This is a genomic window from Streptomyces sp. NPDC090032, assembly GCF_044748025.1.
In the GTDB taxonomy this organism is placed as follows: Bacteria; Actinomycetota; Actinomycetes; order Streptomycetales; family Streptomycetaceae; genus Streptomyces.
Genome location: NZ_JBIVFF010000010.1, coordinates 362,649 through 378,253, shown reverse-complemented (window position 1 = coordinate 378,253; position 15,605 = coordinate 362,649). Strand labels below are relative to the sequence as shown.

General features: G+C 69.7%; 15 protein-coding genes, 1 tRNA gene and 1 pseudogene. 15 read left to right on the top strand and 2 right to left on the bottom strand.

The annotated features are described in order from the left end of the window. The 11 genes and pseudogenes from ACIPWY_RS26215 to ACIPWY_RS26165 form a co-directional block, all read left to right on the top strand. Window positions 1–516 (top strand): annotated as a pseudogene (locus tag ACIPWY_RS26215) (glucose-6-phosphate isomerase); the annotation flags it as partial. Window positions 517–533: 17 nt separating this feature from the next. Beyond that, window positions 534–1,415, top strand: coding sequence for a phosphogluconate dehydrogenase (NAD(+)-dependent, decarboxylating) (gnd, locus tag ACIPWY_RS26210; protein ID WP_383888180.1), 882 nt, complete (start codon window positions 534–536; stop codon window positions 1,413–1,415). 19 nt (window positions 1,416–1,434) lie between these two features. After that, on the top strand, window positions 1,435–2,034 hold the full coding sequence (locus ACIPWY_RS26205) for a histidine phosphatase family protein (RefSeq protein ID WP_362910912.1): 600 nt from the start codon (window positions 1,435–1,437) through the stop codon (window positions 2,032–2,034). Between the two features lie 112 nt (window positions 2,035–2,146). Beyond that, window positions 2,147–3,838: a carbohydrate binding domain-containing protein gene (locus tag ACIPWY_RS26200; protein WP_393703859.1), complete on the top strand. Its 1,692-nt coding sequence runs from the start codon at window positions 2,147–2,149 to the stop codon at window positions 3,836–3,838. A gap of 219 nt (window positions 3,839–4,057) precedes the next feature. Next, window positions 4,058–4,924 (top strand): ROK family protein, encoded by an 867-nt coding sequence (locus tag ACIPWY_RS26195; RefSeq protein ID WP_393703861.1) that lies wholly within the window; start codon window positions 4,058–4,060, stop codon window positions 4,922–4,924. 35 nt (window positions 4,925–4,959) lie between these two features. Further along, window positions 4,960–6,654, top strand: a complete 1,695-nt coding sequence (locus ACIPWY_RS26190) for an ABC transporter substrate-binding protein (protein ID WP_393703863.1) — start codon at window positions 4,960–4,962, stop codon at window positions 6,652–6,654. A 10-nt stretch (window positions 6,655–6,664) separates the two neighbouring features. After that, window positions 6,665–7,654, top strand: a complete 990-nt coding sequence (locus tag ACIPWY_RS26185; protein WP_362910904.1) for an ABC transporter permease — start codon at window positions 6,665–6,667, stop codon at window positions 7,652–7,654. A 7-nt stretch (window positions 7,655–7,661) separates the two neighbouring features. Next, a complete protein-coding gene (locus ACIPWY_RS26180; protein WP_362910902.1) occupies window positions 7,662–8,585 on the top strand; it encodes an ABC transporter permease in 924 nt (307 codons plus the stop codon). Then, complete coding sequence (locus ACIPWY_RS26175; protein ID WP_362910901.1) at window positions 8,578–9,549, top strand: ABC transporter ATP-binding protein; 972 nt, start codon at window positions 8,578–8,580, stop codon at window positions 9,547–9,549. The genes ACIPWY_RS26180 and ACIPWY_RS26175 overlap by 8 nt, the downstream gene beginning before the upstream one ends. Continuing rightward, window positions 9,546–10,532, top strand: coding sequence for an ABC transporter ATP-binding protein (locus ACIPWY_RS26170; RefSeq protein WP_393703866.1), 987 nt, complete (start codon window positions 9,546–9,548; stop codon window positions 10,530–10,532). Before ACIPWY_RS26175 ends, ACIPWY_RS26170 begins: the two co-directional genes overlap by 4 nt. Then, window positions 10,529–11,743, top strand: a complete 1,215-nt coding sequence (locus ACIPWY_RS26165; protein WP_393703868.1) for an ROK family protein — start codon at window positions 10,529–10,531, stop codon at window positions 11,741–11,743. The genes ACIPWY_RS26170 and ACIPWY_RS26165 overlap by 4 nt, the downstream gene beginning before the upstream one ends. A gap of 13 nt (window positions 11,744–11,756) precedes the next feature. On the opposite strand, the gene ACIPWY_RS26160 is transcribed toward ACIPWY_RS26165, so the two are convergent. After that, window positions 11,757–11,844 (bottom strand) — tRNA-Leu (locus ACIPWY_RS26160). 188 nt (window positions 11,845–12,032) lie between these two features. Here ACIPWY_RS26160 and ACIPWY_RS26155 point away from each other — a divergent pair. The 3 genes from ACIPWY_RS26155 (at window position 12,033) to ACIPWY_RS26145 (ending at window position 14,577) form a co-directional block, all read left to right on the top strand. Then, window positions 12,033–13,358 carry a M20/M25/M40 family metallo-hydrolase gene (locus tag ACIPWY_RS26155; RefSeq protein WP_362910895.1) on the top strand — a complete coding sequence of 442 codons (1,326 nt, stop codon included), beginning with the start codon at window positions 12,033–12,035 and terminating at the stop codon, window positions 13,356–13,358. A 152-nt stretch (window positions 13,359–13,510) separates the two neighbouring features. After that, entirely contained in the window at window positions 13,511–13,744 is a 234-nt protein-coding gene (locus ACIPWY_RS26150; protein ID WP_362910893.1) for a chaplin, read from the top strand. 140 nt (window positions 13,745–13,884) lie between these two features. Beyond that, window positions 13,885–14,577, top strand: coding sequence for a chaplin (locus ACIPWY_RS26145; protein ID WP_362910891.1), 693 nt, complete (start codon window positions 13,885–13,887; stop codon window positions 14,575–14,577). A gap of 76 nt (window positions 14,578–14,653) precedes the next feature. Here ACIPWY_RS26145 and ACIPWY_RS26140 read toward each other — a convergent pair whose 3' ends face one another. Continuing rightward, entirely contained in the window at window positions 14,654–14,842 is a 189-nt protein-coding gene (locus tag ACIPWY_RS26140) for a DUF5703 family protein (protein WP_067429589.1), read from the bottom strand. Between the two features lie 47 nt (window positions 14,843–14,889). On the opposite strand from ACIPWY_RS26140, the gene ACIPWY_RS26135 reads away from it, so the two are divergent. Beyond that, on the top strand, window positions 14,890–15,591 hold the full coding sequence (locus ACIPWY_RS26135) for a hypothetical protein (RefSeq protein WP_393703871.1): 702 nt from the start codon (window positions 14,890–14,892) through the stop codon (window positions 15,589–15,591). Window positions 15,592–15,605 lie beyond the last annotated feature (14 nt).

Here is a 15,605-nt window from a genome sequence, read left to right as displayed (position 1 = left end):
GTCTGGGGCACCCCCGGCACCAACGGGCAGCATGCCTACTACCAGCTCATCCACCAGGGGACGAAGCTGATCCCGGCGGACTTCATCGGGTTCGCCCGCCCGGTCGGCGAGCTGACCGCCCAACTGGCGGACCAGCACGACCTGTTGATGGCCAACCTGTTCGCGCAGGGCCAGGCCCTCGCCTTCGGCAAGACCGCCGAAGAGGTCCGCGCCGAAGGCGTTCCCGAGGCGCAGGTGCCCCACCGCACCTTCCAGGGCAACCACCCCACGACCACCATCCTGGCGAGGGAGCTCACCCCCTCCGTCCTGGGCCAGCTCATCGCCCTCTACGAGCACAAGGTGTTCGTCCAGGGAGCCGTATGGAACATCGACTCCTTCGACCAGTGGGGCGTCGAACTCGGCAAGGTCCTCGCCAAGCGCGTCGAACCCGCCCTCACCCGGGGCGCGGACGTCCCGGGTCTCGATGCCTCCACCCAGGCGCTCGTCGCCACCTACCGCACGCTCCGGAAGAAGTGAAGACAGACATGACCGCGATACAGCTCGGACTCATCGGCCTCGGCAAGATGGGCGGCAACATGCGCGAGCGCATCCGCCGCGCCGGCCACACCGTCATCGGCTACGACCGCAACCCCGACCTCGCCGACGTCAGCAGCCTCGCCGAGCTCGTCGACCAGCTCGAAGGCCCGCGCGTGGTCTGGGTGATGGTCCCGGCGGGCGCCGCCACGCAGTCGACGATCGACGAGCTGAAGGAACTGCTCTCGCCCGGCGACATCGTCGTGGACGGCGGCAACTCCCGCTGGACCGACGACGAGAAGCACGCCGCCGAGCTCGCCACCAAGGGCATCGGCTTCGTCGACGCCGGTGTCTCCGGCGGTGTCTGGGGCCTGGAGAACGGCTACGCCCTCATGGTCGGCGGCGACAAGGAGCACATAGCCCGCGTCCAGCCGGTCTTCGACGCCCTCAAGCCGGAGGGTGACTTCGGCTTCGTCCACGCCGGCAAGGTCGGCGCCGGCCACTTCTCCAAGATGGTTCACAACGGCATCGAGTACGCCATGATGCAGGCCTACGCCGAGGGCTGGGAGCTCCTGGAGAAGGTCGACTCCGTCACCGACGTGCGTGAGGTCTTCCGCTCGTGGCAGGAGGGCACGGTCATCCGCTCCTGGCTGCTCGACCTGGCCGTCAACGCGCTGGACGACGACGAGCACCTGGACAAGCTGCGCGGCTTCGCCGCCGACTCCGGAGAGGGCCGCTGGACCGTCGAGGCGGCCATCGACAACTCGGTGCCGCTGCCCGCGATCACCGCGTCGCTCTTCGCCCGCTTCGCCTCGCGCCAGGACGACTCGCCGCAGATGAAGATGATCGCCGCCCTGCGCAACCAGTTCGGCGGCCACGCCGTCGAGACCACCCAGAAGTAGCCAGGGGGAGACGACAGCCATGGGCGACCTTCTGCTCGTCCGCCACGGCGAAACGGAGTGGAGCCTGTCCGGACAGCACACCAGCTGGACGGACAAGCCCCTCACCCAGCACGGTGAGGAACAGGCCAAGTCCCTCGCCCCGCTCCTCGCCGGACGTCCGTACGCCCTCGTCCTCACCAGCCCGCTCGGCCGCGCGGTCCGCACCGCCGACCTCGCGGGCCTGAGCGGGGCCCGGCCCGAACCGGACCTGCACGAGTGGCACTACGGCGCTTACGAAGGCGTCACCACCCGCGAGATCCACCGCACCCGCCCCGACTGGGACCTGTGGACCCAAGGTGTCCCCCTGGGCCCCGAAGGCGGGCCGGGCGAGTCCCCGGAGGCCGTGGGCGAGCGGGCCGACCGCGTCCTGGCACGCGTGGCGCCCGCGCTCACGGAGGGCGACGTGGTCCTCGTGGCCCACGCCCACGTCCTGCGCGTCCTCACGGCCCGCCGCCTGGGCCTCGCCCCGGCGGAGGGCCGGCTGTTCCAGCTGGCGACCGGGACGGTGAGCCGCCTCTCCACGGAGCACGGGCGACCGGTGATCGCGGAGTGGAACGTGCGGGCGCCCGGATCCGAGTGAGTGGAGTGAACGCGGGGTCTTGACAAGGGGATTGGTCCATACCAGCTTGGTGGTCGCGCCTCGCGCGCCGCTGGTGTCCGGTCCAATCCCCTTGCCCCCACCGGGAGTTCGTGTGTTCTCCAGACGCAAGAGACGCTCCGCAAGGCCCCGCCTCCTCGCCCTCATCGGATCCGCCGCACTCGCCGTGGCCGGCGCGGTCGCGCTCCCCACCACCGCACAGGCGGCGAACGTGCTGTCCAACGCCGGCTTCGAAAGCGGCAGTACGAGCCCGTGGACCTGTTCCGGCGGGCTCGGCTCGGTCGTGTCCAGCCCGGTCCACGGCGGCACCAAAGCCCTGTCCGGCGCGGCCAGTTCCAGTGACAACGCGAAGTGCAGCCAGACCGTCTCCGTCCAGCCGAACACCGCGTACACCCTCTCCGGCTGGGTACGCGGCAACTACGTCTACCTCGGCGTGGACGGCGGCGCCTCGACCTGGACGCAGTCCCCGACGGCCTACAGCCAACTCACGGTGCAGTTCACGACCGGCGCCTCCCAGACCAGCGCCACCATCTACACCCAGGGCTGGTACGCGCAGGGCACCTACTACGCCGACGACATCAGCCTCGACGGGCCCGGCGGCGGGGGCGGCGACACCCAGGCGCCCACCGCCCCGACGGCCCTGAAATCCACCGGCAAGACCTCGACGAGCGTCTCCCTGTCCTGGACCGGGGCGAGCGACAACATCGGAGTCACCGGCTACGACATCTACAGCGGCGGCAGCAACAAGCTCCTGACGGTCTCCGGCACGAGCGCCACCGTCAGCGGCCTCGCCCCGAGCACCGCGTACGCCTTCACGGTCAAGGCCCATGACGCGGCCGGCAACGCCTCGGCCGCGTCCAACTCGGTCTCCGTGACGACCGATCAGGGCTCCGGTGGCGGCGCCGGATTCAAGCAGGCGGCCCCGTACTTCTACACCGGCTGGGGTGACCCGCCGAGCCCGGCCACGGTCATGAACGCGACCGGCGTCAAGTGGTTCACGATGGCCTTCATCCTCTCCTCCGGCGGCTGCAACCCCGCGTGGGACGGTCAGCGCGCCCTCACCGGCGGGCAGGACCAGACCGCGATCAACGCCATCCGCTCCGCGGGCGGCGATGTCGTCCCGTCCATCGGCGGCTGGAGCGGCAACAAGCTCGGCCCCAACTGCTCGACCCCCGAAGCCCTCGCGGGCGCCTACCAGAAGGTCATCGACGCGTACGGGCTCAAGGCCATCGACGTCGACATCGAGAACTCCGACGAGTTCGAGAACGAAGCCGTCCAGGACCGCATCCTGGGCGCCCTGAAGATCGTCAAGGCCAACAACCCGGGCCTGCGCACGATCCTCACCTTCGGCACCTCGACTACCGGACCGACGTACTACGGCAACCGCCTCATCGAGCGGTCCAAGGCCCTGAACGCGGACATCGACGTCTTCACGATCATGCCGTTCGACTTCGGCGGCGGCTCCGACATGTACGGCAACACCGTGAACGCCGCCGAGGGCCTCAAGACCAAGCTCAAGTCGGTCTTCGGCTGGGACGACACGACGGCGTACGCGCACATCGGCATCTCCGGCATGAACGGCATCAGCGACCAGGCGGAGACCACGACGCCGGCGATCTGGACCCAGGTCAAGGACTGGTCCAACAGCCACCACATCGCACGCCTCGCCTTCTGGTCGGTCAACCGCGACCGGCCGTGCGCGGGCGGGGGAGTGGCGGAGAACTGCTCCGGCATCAGCCAGGACAACTGGCAGTTCACGAAGATCACCGCCGGCTTCACCGGCTGACCGCGCGCGCACCGATCAGGCAGGCCCCCGGGATCTCCGGGGGCCTCGTCGTTGCCCGAAGGCTCCGAAAGACCGGAAAGCTCCGGAGGCTCCGAAAGATCGTCAACTTCGTTGTGAACGAGAGGACTTACGTGCGAGACGCATCGGGCGTACAGTCCGGGCCACCTCGTTTAGTTACGTAACTTTACTGGCGCCTCCCTCCCGCGTGAGGAGCTCCATGTGAACGTGCCCCCATCCGCGCCCGTCGTCCTCGCCCTTGATTTCGGCGGCACCAAGACGGCCCTGACCGTCGCAGACCAGCACGGCACCCGGTTGCACGACCTCACCGTCGAGACCGCGGCGGAGCACGGCGCACGAGCAGGCCTCAAAAGGGCCGTGGGCGCCGCCCGAACGCTTCTCGACGGCCGCGAACCCGTCGCCGTCGGCGTGTCCACCATCGGCATCCCCGGCGAAGACGGCGTAGCCCTCGCCCCGAACATCCCCGGCTGGGAAGAGCTCGCCCTCGGCCGTGAACTCGCCCTGGAATTCCCGGAGTCGGAGCTGCGTCTGGCCACCGACGTGAAGGCCGCGGCCCGCTACGAGTGCGACGCCGGGGCACTGAAGGGCTGCGACCCGGGCCTGTACGTCAACCTCGGAACCGGCCTCGCCGTCGCGATCGTGGCCGGCGGCACGGTCCTGACCGGACGGCACGGCGCGTCCGGCGAGATCGGCTACAACCTGCGGGCACCCGCCGACGTCGGTCGGGCGGCCGGCGACCGGATCCTGCTGGAGGACGTCGTCAGCGGCAAGGCGCTCAGCCTGGCCGCGCGGTCGGACAGTTCCACCGAACTCGCCTTCCACATCGGTGAGTTCATCGACGAGCTGGCCTTCCATCTCGTCAACCTCACCATCGCCGTCGATCCCCAGCGGATCGTCGTCGGCGGCGGCATGGTCCATTCCTGGGACGCGCTGCACGCACCGCTGCGCACCGCCCTGGACGCGGCCGTGCCCTACCCGCCGCAGCTCGCAGTCGCGGCGCACCCGTACGACGCGCCCCTGCTCGGGGCACTCGCGCTGGCCGTCGAGGCCGCGCGCACCGGAACCTGACGCACCCACCCGGCCCACGAAGGGACTGGCAGGACATGAGGCCCACGCGCATCCTCGCCGCAGCGGTCATCGGCGCGCTCGCCGTGACGGCGACGGCCTGTTCGGAGACCAAGCACAAAGGCGGCTCCGACGGGAACGACGCCACACAGAACAGCGGCCCGAAGAAGAAGGGCGGCACGGTCACCATCGCCAACACGGCGGGGCAGACCTGGACCTGCAACTTCAACCCGTTCAACCCGGCCGTCTACAACACCTCCATCGGCTTCGTCTACGAACCCCTGATCTTCGTCAACACCCTCAAGGACCAGGCCGAGACACCGATGCTCGCCAAGAGCTACAAGTGGAACGCGGACAAGACGCAGATCGACTTCACCATCCGCTCCGGCGTGAAGTGGAACGACGGCAAGCCGTTCACCGCCAAGGACGTCGCCTTCACCTTCAACCTCATGAAGCGCGTCAAGTCCACCGACCTGTACGCCCTGTGGACCACGGCCGGACTCCAGTCGGCCACCGCCTCCGGCGACAAGGTCACCCTGAAGTTCGAGAAGGCGGCGCAGCCCTACTTCTACGCGTTCGCCCACCAGGTCGCCATCGTGCCCGAGCACGTCTTCGGTGCCGGCGCCGCCGCCGCGCACCCCGACACCTGGGTGGACAAGAAGCCCGTCGGCACGGGCCCGTTCGAGGTCAACCCCTGCTCGCCGAACAACATCCAGTACACGGCCAATCCCGGCTACTGGCAGCCCGGCAGGCCGTACATCCAGAAGGTCGAGTACCCGGCCTACCTGGACAACGGTCCCGCCAACCTCGACCTCGCCAACGGCAAGGCGCAGTGGGGCAGCCAGTTCATCCCGGGGATCAAGCAGTTCTACCTGGACAAGTCGGCCGACAACCACACCTGGTCGCCGCCCGTCCTGAACGTCAGCATCCACCCGAACCTCGACCCGTCCCACAAGATGACCAGCAACCTCAAGGTCCGCCAGGCGATCTCGCTGGCCATCGACCGGGACAAGGTCTCCAAGATCGGTGTGGGCGGCCAGGAACCGGCCGCGAACCAGTCGGGCATCGTCACGCCGACGTTCGACAAGTATTACGACAAGGCGGCCGTGGAAAAGGCCGGCTTCGACAAGCCCGACCCGGCGCGTGCCAAGAAGCTCCTCGGCGAACTCGGCTACTCCCCGTCCAAGCCGCTCAAGCTGAAGATCATCACGATCACCGGCTATACCGACTGGGACGCCTCCCTCAACGTCATCAAGCAGAACCTGAAGGCCGTCGGCATCGACCTCACGGTCCAGGACCTTGCGCAGCAGACCATGATCGGCCGCCTCTACACAGGCGACTACGACCTCGCGTACTACGCCCAGCAGACCAGCGGCCCCAGCCCGTACTACGAGCTGCGCCAGATGCTGCACTCGGGGAACACCGCCCCGCTCGGCAAGAACGCGACCAGCAACTGGGAGCGCTACAAGAACCCGAAGGTCGACCAGCTCCTCAACGAGTACGCGACGGCGAACGAGACCCAGCAGGTCGACATCGTCAAGAAGGTCGCCCAGTACATGATCGACGACGTCCCGCTGATCCCCGTCGTGGAGTCGGTGGACTGGTTCCAGTACAACACCAAGGACATCGCCGGCTGGCCCACCGAGGACAACCCCTACGCCCAGCCCTCGGCCTACAACTTCCCCGACACGGGCCAGGTGCTCACCCACCTGTACTCCAAGTCGGCCCAGTAGGCGGTGACCTGTGCGGTTCATCCTGCGCCGCCTGGGGTTCTTTCTCCTCACGCTCTGGGCGGCCCTCACCCTGAACTTCTTCATCCCGCGCTTCATGCCGGGCGACCCGGTCGACGCGCTCACCGTGCGCACCCGCGGCCGGGTCTCCCGGGACGCGCTCGAACAGATGCTGACGTCGTTCGGCTTCAAGCCCGACCAGAACATCGCGGTCCAGTACGTCGACTACCTGGGCCACATGTTCACCGGGAACTGGGGGCGCTCCATCGGCCAGACGCTGGGCGAGCCGGTCACCAAGCTGATCGGCGGCGCCCTGCCCTGGACCCTCGGCCTCGTCGGCATCACCACGGTCCTCGCGTTCGTGCTGGGCACGCTCATCGGCACGGTCTCGGGCTGGCGCCGCGGCGGTGCCCTCGACGCGATCCTTCCGCCGATCTTCGTGATCACGTCGGCGCTGCCGTACTTCTGGGTGGGTCTGCTGCTGATCCTGGTCTTCTCACAGGGCACCGGCGGCTGGCTCCCCGCCAACTTCAACTACGACACCACGATCGTGCCCGGCTTCTCCCCGGGCTTCGTCGGGAGCGTGCTCTCCCACGCCGTCCTGCCGGCAGCGACGCTGCTCATCACGACGATCGGCGGCTGGATCCTCACCATGCGCAACAACATGATCACCACCCTGGCCGAGGACTACGTCCGGATGGCCCGCGCGAAGGGCCTGGGGTCCCGCCGCATCATGTACGGCTACGCGGCCCGCAACGCGATCCTGCCCAACCTGGCCGGCTTCGCCATGTCACTCGGCTTCGTCATCTCGGGCGCGATCCTCATCGAGTACGTCTTCAACTACCCCGGCGTCGGCTACCTCCTCTACAACGCCGTCCAGAACGTCGACTACCCGCTGATGCAGGCCCTGTTCATGCTGTTCACCGTCGCGGTGCTGGTGGCTCTGCTGGCGGTGGACATCGCGACCGTATGGCTCGATCCACGAGCCAGGGCGAAGGGGTGAGCCGCCGATGACCACCACCGCCATCACCGCACCGCCCCCCGAGAAGGCCCCCGCCCGCAACCGGACGGGAGGCGGCCTGTGGAAGGCGATCCGCGGCAACCGGAAAGCCATGGCCGGCTCCGTGATCCTGCTCGTGTTCACCGTCGTCTCCGCGTTCCCGGGCCTGTTCACCTCCGTCGACCACCCCGACGAGGCGAACTTCGCCCCCCGCCTCGCCCCGTCCACCGCCCACCTCCTCGGCACCACGGCCCTCGGCCAGGACATCTACTCCCAACTCATCTACGGCACACGGGAGTCACTCGTCATCGCGGTCGTCGCCGGCGCGCTGGCCACTGTCCTGTCCGTGATCATCGGCGTCTCCGCCGCCTACCTCGGCGGCCTCGCCGACGACCTCCTGTCGCTCCTGACGAACGTCGTCCTCGTCATCCCGGCGTTCCCCCTGGTGATCATCCTCGCCAAGTACGCCGGCAAGGGCTCGCTCACCGTGATCCTCGCCGTCCTCGTCTTCACCGGCTGGTCCTACGGCGCCAACCAGCTACGCGCCCAGGCCCTGTCGCTGCGCAACCGGGACTTCCTGGAATCGGCCCGGGTGCGCGGCGAGCGGCGCTCGTACATCGTCGTCTGCGAAGTCCTGCCGACGATGACCTCACTGATCGTCGCCAACTTCCTCGGGGCCGCGCTCTACTCGGTGCTGAGCGCGGCCGGCCTGCAGTTCCTCGGCCTCGGCGACCCGAACTCGCAGAGCTGGGGCACGATGCTCTACTGGGCCCAGAACCAGCAGGCCCTGCAGACCGGCACCCCGCTGTGGTCCATCGCCCCCGGCCTCTGCGTCGCCCTGCTCGGCGTCGCGTTCGCCCTCGTCAACTACGCCTTCGACGAGATCGGCAACCCGGCCCTGCGGCCGGCACGAAGGAGGCGCAGAGATGCCTGAACCCCTGCTGAGCGTCACCGACCTGACCGTCGTCTACGACACCGCGCGCGGCCCCGTCACGGCCGTCGACCACGTCGAACTCTCCGTGGAGAAAGGCCAGTTCACCGCCATCGTCGGCGAATCCGGCTGCGGCAAGTCCACCTTGATGTTCGCCGTCGCGCGGCTGCTCAACCCGCCCGCCCGCATCGCCGGCGGCGCCGTCCGCTTCCGCGGCGAGAACCTCGTCACCCTCGGCGAGCGCGAACTCAACGCCCTGCGCTGGCGCGACTACTCCGTCGTCCTGCAGTCCGCCATGAACGCCCTGAACCCGGTGACGACCCTCGCCGCCCAGTACAAGGACGCCATGGCCGCTCACGGGGCGTACTCGAACGACGAGATCCGCGCCCGCTCCACCGAGGTCCTCGACCTCGTCGGCATCGACCCGGTCCATCTCCACAGCTACCCGCACCAGCTCTCCGGCGGCATGCGCCAACGCGCCATGATCGCCATGGCGCTGCTCCTCACCCCGGACCTGGTCATCATGGACGAGCCGACCTCCGCACTCGACGTCGTCGCCCAGCGCTCCCTCATGGTGCAGATCAAGGAACTCCAGCAACTCCTCGGCTTCGCCGTCGTGTTCGTCACCCACGACATGTCGCTGGTGAGCCACTTCTCCGACCAGCTCCTCGTCATGTACGCGGGCCAGGTCGTCGAACAGGGCCCCACCCGCACCGTCTTCGACCACCCCTCCCACCCCTACAGTCGCGGCCTCCTCGAAGCGTTCCCCTCGATCCGCGGCCCCCGCGTCCCCCTGAAGGGCATCCCCGGCAGCCCACCCGACCTCGCCGCACCCCCGGCCGGCTGCCGCTTCACCCCACGCTGCCCCCTCGTCCACGAGCAGTGCCACGTCACCGAGCCCACCCTGTACGAAGTCGGCGCGGCCCGCTCCCGCTGCCTGCTGCACCTCACGGAGGCCGCGTCATGAGCCCTCTCCTCGAAACGATCGGCCTCACCCGCCACTTCAAGGTCGGCACCGGGCTCACCCGCCGCGTCCTGCACGCCGTCGACGACGTCGACCTCGCCATCGGCGCACGCGAGATCGTCGCCCTCGTCGGCGAGAGCGGCAGCGGCAAGTCCACGCTCGCCCGCCTCGTCGCCCAGGTCCACAAGCCCACCCGAGGCGAAATCCGGTACCAGGGAGAGCCGTTGACCGCCCAGCGCGGCCGCAGGGCCAAGCTCGCCTACCGCGGCGACGTCCCCATGGTCTTCCAGGACCCCTTCGCCTCCCTCAACCCCGCCTACCGCGTGTCCCACGGAATCCTGCGCGGTCTCAGACTCCACCGCCCCGAACTCAGCGCCACGGAGCGGCAGTCGGAGGCCGAACGGGTCGTCGAGGCGGTCGGCCTCACCCCCGCCGCCGACGTCCTGTCCCGCTTCCCGTACGAACTCTCCGGCGGCCAGCGCCAGCGCATCGGCTTCGCCCAGGCCCTCGCCCACCGCCCCAAACTGATCCTCGCCGACGAACCCGTCTCCATGCTCGACGTCTCCATCCGCATCGGCCTGCTCAACGTCATGGCCGACCTGCGCGAGACCGAGGGCGTCTCCATCCTCTACATCACCCACGACATCGCCGGCGCCCGCTACCTCTCCGACCGGATCGCCGTCATGTACGGCGGCCACGTCGTCGAGACCGGCCCCACCGAGGACGTCCTCGCCCACCCCCGCCACCCCTACACCGAGCTGCTCCTGTCCGCCGTCCCCGACCCGCGCGCGCCCCTCGACGTCGACGCGGCCGCCGCCAAGACCGACCCGCCCGTCGTCATCGACCCCACCCCCAGCTGCCGCTTCCGAGCCCGCTGCCCGCTCGCCGTCGACCGGTGCCACCACGTCACCCCCCGCCTGCAACCGGTCGCCGAGGGGCACACGGCGGCCTGCCATGTCACCGCCCCGCCCGAGGGCGCCCGGTGACCACACCCCCCTGGAACCGCCGGCGCCTGCGCAGCAACAACGAATGGCTGCTCCTCGAACGCCTGCGCCTCGAGGGCCCCGCGTCCCGCGCCCAACTCGCCCGTGACAGCGGCCTGTCCAAGCCCACCGTCTCCTCCGCCCTCGCCGCCCTGGAACGCGCCGGCCTCGTCCGCGAGGCCGGCACCCACGCCCAGAGCAGGGGACGCGTCGCCGTCCTCTACGAACCCGACCCGCGTGCCGGCCACGTCCTCGGCATCGACATCGGACGCGCCCGGCTGCGCACGGCGGTGGCCGACCTGACGGGCACGATCGTCTCCCGTACGGAGGTACGCAACCGGGGCCGCAGCGCGGGAGCCGTCGCCGACGCCGCCGTCACCTGCGCCGAACAGGCCCTCGCGGACGCCGGGTTGAGCCGGCTCGACGTCGTGCACACGGCCGTCGGCACCCCCGGCGTCTTCGACCGGCACACCGGCCGGGTCCGCTACGCCGTCAATCTGCCCGGCTGGGGCCGGGCCGGCCTCGTCGAGCGCATGCGCGACCGGCTCGGCACCTCGCTCTCCGTCCACAACGACGCCAACCTCGCCGCCCTCGGCGAGTACACCTTCGGCGCGGGCGCCGACAGCCACCTCTTCGTCTACGTACTGATCGGCACGGGCCTCGGCATGGGCGTCGTCGCCGACGGTGAACTCTTCCTCGGCGCACACGGCGCCGCGGGCGAGATCGGCTTCCTGCCCCTGGACGGCGTACCTGCGTCGGGTGCGGCCCCCCGACGCGGCATGCTGGAGGACGCGGTCTCCGCCGACGCCGTCGTCCGCGCCGCCCGCGCCCTGGGCATGACCGGACCTCTCACCGCCAAGCGCGTCTTCGACGCCGCCCGCACCGGCGACACCGCCGCCCTCGCCGCCGTACGCCAGGAAGGCGAGCGCCTCGCCCTCGCCGTCGCCTCCGTGACCGCCGTGCTCGACCCCGATCTGGTGGTCCTCGGCGGCGGCGTCGGCCGTGGCGCGGACCTCCTGCTGGCCACGGTCGCCGAGACCCTGCACCGCCTCACCCCGCTGCGCCCCCGCGTCGAGCCCAGCAGGACGGGTGCGGACGCGGTCCTGTTCGGAGCGATCACCACGGCCGTGCGCGTCGCCCGCCCGCTGCTCTTCGAGCGCCTGACGGAGAGGGGGCCGACGGAAGGGCCGGAAATGCAAAAAACCCCAGGTTGACTGGGGTTCCTGCTGGTGTCCGAGGGGGGACTTGAACCCCCACGCCCGATAAAGGGCACTAGCACCTCAAGCTAGCGCGTCTGCCATTCCGCCACCCGGACAAGGTGTCTGTCTTCGCGGTGTGTTCCCCGCGGCGACAGAGAGAACATTACCAGGCCCGAAGGGGTGCCCGATCCGGCCACCCCCTCGCTGTGAACGGCGGATGACGACACCCGCCCGCCCTTGGGCGGAGGCCCCCGGGGAGAGAGGATGAGGGGGACCACCAGCAACGACAGTGGAAGGAACAGGCGTGAGCGAGTCGAGCACGGGCAGGACGGTCTCGGGCGAGGACGAGGTCGTCGACCTCTGTCGTGAGCTGATCCAGATCGACACCAGCAACTACGGCGACCACTCGGGCCCCGGCGAGCGCAAGGCAGCCGAGTACGTCGCGGAGAAGCTCGCCGAGGTGGGCCTCGAGCCCAAGATCTTCGAGTCGCACCCGGGCCGGGCCTCGACGGTCGCCCGGATCCAGGGCGAGGACCCCTCGCGGCCCGCGCTCCTGATCCACGGCCACACCGACGTCGTACCGGCCAACGCGGCGGACTGGACCCACCACCCGTTCTCCGGCGAGATCGCCGACGGGTGCGTGTGGGGCCGCGGCGCCGTCGACATGAAGGACATGGACGCGATGACCCTCGCGGTCGTCCGCGACCGGCTGCGCAGCGGCCGCAAGCCCCCGCGCGATATCGTCCTGGCCTTCCTCGCCGACGAGGAGGCCGGCGGCACGTACGGCGCGCGGCACCTCGTCGACAAGCACCCGGACCTCTTCGAGGGGTGCACGGAGGCGATCAGCGAGGTCGGCGGCTTCTCCTTCACCGTCAACGAGAAGCTGCGGCTCTACCTCGTCGAGACGGCCCAGAAGGGCATGCACTGGATGAAGCTGACCGTGGACGGCACCGCCGGCCACGGTTCGATGATCCACAAGGACAACGCGATCACCGAGCTGTCGGAGGCCGTCGGGCGTCTGGGGCGGCACAAGTTCCCGGTGCGGGTCACCAAGACGCTGCGGCACTTCCTCGACGAGCTCGGCGACGCGCTCGGCACCGAGCTCGACCCGGAGAACATGGACGAGACGCTCGCCAAGCTCGGCGGCATCGCCAAGCTGATCGGCGCTTCGCTGCAGAACACCGCCAACCCGACCCAGCTCGGCGCCGGCTACAAGGTGAACGTGATCCCCGGGCAGGCCACCGCGCACGTCGACGGCCGCTATCTGCCGGGCTACGAGGAGGAGTTCCTCGCCGACCTGGACCGGATCCTCGGCCCGAACGTGAAGCGCGAGGACGTGCACGCGGACAAGGCCCTGGAGACCTCCTTCGACGGCGCGCTCGTCGACGCCATGCAGACGGCGCTCCAGGCCGAGGACCCGATCGCCCGCGCGGTGCCGTACATGCTCTCCGCCGGCACCGACGCCAAGTCCTTCGACGACCTCGGCATCCGCGGGTTCGGCTTCGCTCCGCTGAAGCTGCCGCCGGAGCTGGACTTCGCGGGCATGTTCCACGGCGTGGACGAGCGGGTTCCGGTCGACGGGCTCAAGTTCGGTGTGCGCGTGCTCGACCGGTTCATCGACGCCTCCTGACCCGCCGGGCCCGCGCCGCCGGATATTCGGGCGCGCGTACGTACCGGACTGAGAAGAGTGAAAGGAAACATAGGCTCGTAGCCTCATCAGTCCCTCCTCGTTACAGGGGGTGCAGTCCGCGGCTGGGATTGCATTGCCAACAAGGAGGAATAATGATCAAGAAGGTCGTCGCTGCTGCGGCTGCCACTGGTGGCCTCGTGCTCGCGGGTGCGGGCCTCGCCGCTGCCGACGCCGGGGCTCAGGGTGCCGCCGTGAAGTCTCCCGGTGTCATCTCGGGCAACGTCATCCAGGTTCCGGTCCACATCCCGGTGAACGCCTGTGGCAACACGGTGTCCGTGATCGGGCTGCTGAACCCCACCTTCGGCAACGCCTGCGTCAACAAGTGACGTTGTTGTGCATCGCCCCTTGAGGGTCTGAGTCCGTCGGCCCCGGAGTGCGCGCCATGCGCTCCGGGGCCGATTGGGCATTCCGCGCACGCGTATGGATGCCCGTGCGCATTCTGCAAGGCATAAGGCAGGTTAAAGCTATGCGACAGGTCACGCGTAAAGGCCTGATCACCGTGGCGGCCGCGACCGGCGTACTCGCCGTGTCCGGGGGCTACGCACACGCAGACTCCGGTGCCGAAGGAGGCTCGTCGGGATCGCCCGGCGTCCTCTCCGGCAACACGATCCAGCTTCCCGTGGACATCCCGGTCAACGCGTGCGGCAACACCGTCAACGTCGTCGGGCTGCTCAACCCCGCGTTGGGCAACGACTGTGCCAACACGTCGAAGCCCGGAGGCGGCCAGTCCGGCGGAAGCCACCATCACGGCGGCGCCACGGCCGAGGGGGGCACGAGCGATTCGCCCGGTGTCGGCTCCGGCAACCACGTGCAGGTCCCGGTCCATGTACCGGTCAACGCCTGCGGCAACAGCGTCTCGGTCATCGGGCTGCTCAACCCCGCGGGGGGCAACGACTGCGCGAACTCCCCGGGAGTCGACGAGCCGACGCCCCCACCGACCGAGCCGCCGGCACAGCCGAACACGCCTGCGCCGCCGAAGCCGCCGGTGACCCCCAGCACCCCGAACCACCCCGCGCCGCAGACCGTCACCCAGCCCAAGGGTACGGAACAGCTCGCCGAGACCGGCAGCTCGATGCCGCTGGGAACGGTCCTGCCGGCCGGTGCGGGCGCACTGCTCGCGGGCGCGCTGCTCTACCGACGGGCACGGGCAGGCGTGTGACCAGCGCTTGACGCGGTGTGACTGAGCAGGTGCGGAACGGAGCGGGCCCAGCACTCACGGGGCCCGCTCCGCTCATTCACCACGTGGCGCGCAGCTGGCGGATGATCCGCCGACGCAATCGCACCCTGCGGCTGCCGTCGCGCAGCAGGCTCAGGCGGTCCAATTCCCAGTGTCCGTACTCGGCGTGGTCGGTCAGCAGGCGTGTGGCGTCCTTGCGGGAGACCCCGCGCGGGACGTACACGTCGACAAATTCGTATTCCGGCATCGCATCTATTGTGCGGGCACGGGCCGTGTACGGATAGCGTCTGCACTATGTCTGATGCTGCGCAGCCCACCGCTGCCGAGGTACGCGCCGCCGCCGAGGCGGTCAAGGCTGCGCTCGACCGCCACCTGGCGGCTGTCGAGCGCAGGTCGGGTGAGGAAGATCCGGCCGTCTACGAAGCGTTCAACGAACTGGCCGCGGCGGCCGAGGAGTACGACGAGCTCCTCTACGACCGCTATGACGAGGTCACTCCCTTCGAGATTCCCGGTACGGAGGACTCGCTGCCCCCGTACACCGGACCCGAGGAGCCGAACGCCCTGAGCGTGCTCATCCGCCGCGACTACGCCGTGGTGGAGCCGCAGCGACTCCTCGCGCAGGCCCAGCGGGTCGCCGACGTGGAGGCCGACTCGGACCTCGACGACGGCGCCGCGGCGGCCGTCGGAACCATCGGGAACAGCGTGCACGCTGCCCTCGGTGTCCTCTTCGGGGAGTTCGAACCCGACGAAATCGCCTCCCGGCACAAGGAGTTCGGCCTGGAGGAGGGCGACTCCACGCTGTGGGTCACGGCGTCGGACGAACCGGCCGAGCCCGGAGAGTGGCTGGACGCGCCGTTCGACCTGGCCGATCCGCAGCGGGTCGTCTGCCGCTTCGACGTGAGCGCCGTCTTCGACGACGAGCTGGACGGCGACCTGGCGGACGACCGGCCCGACGCGATCGCGGGCGCGAAGGAGGACGAGCTGGAGCCGTCCTGACGCGGTCCGGTGAC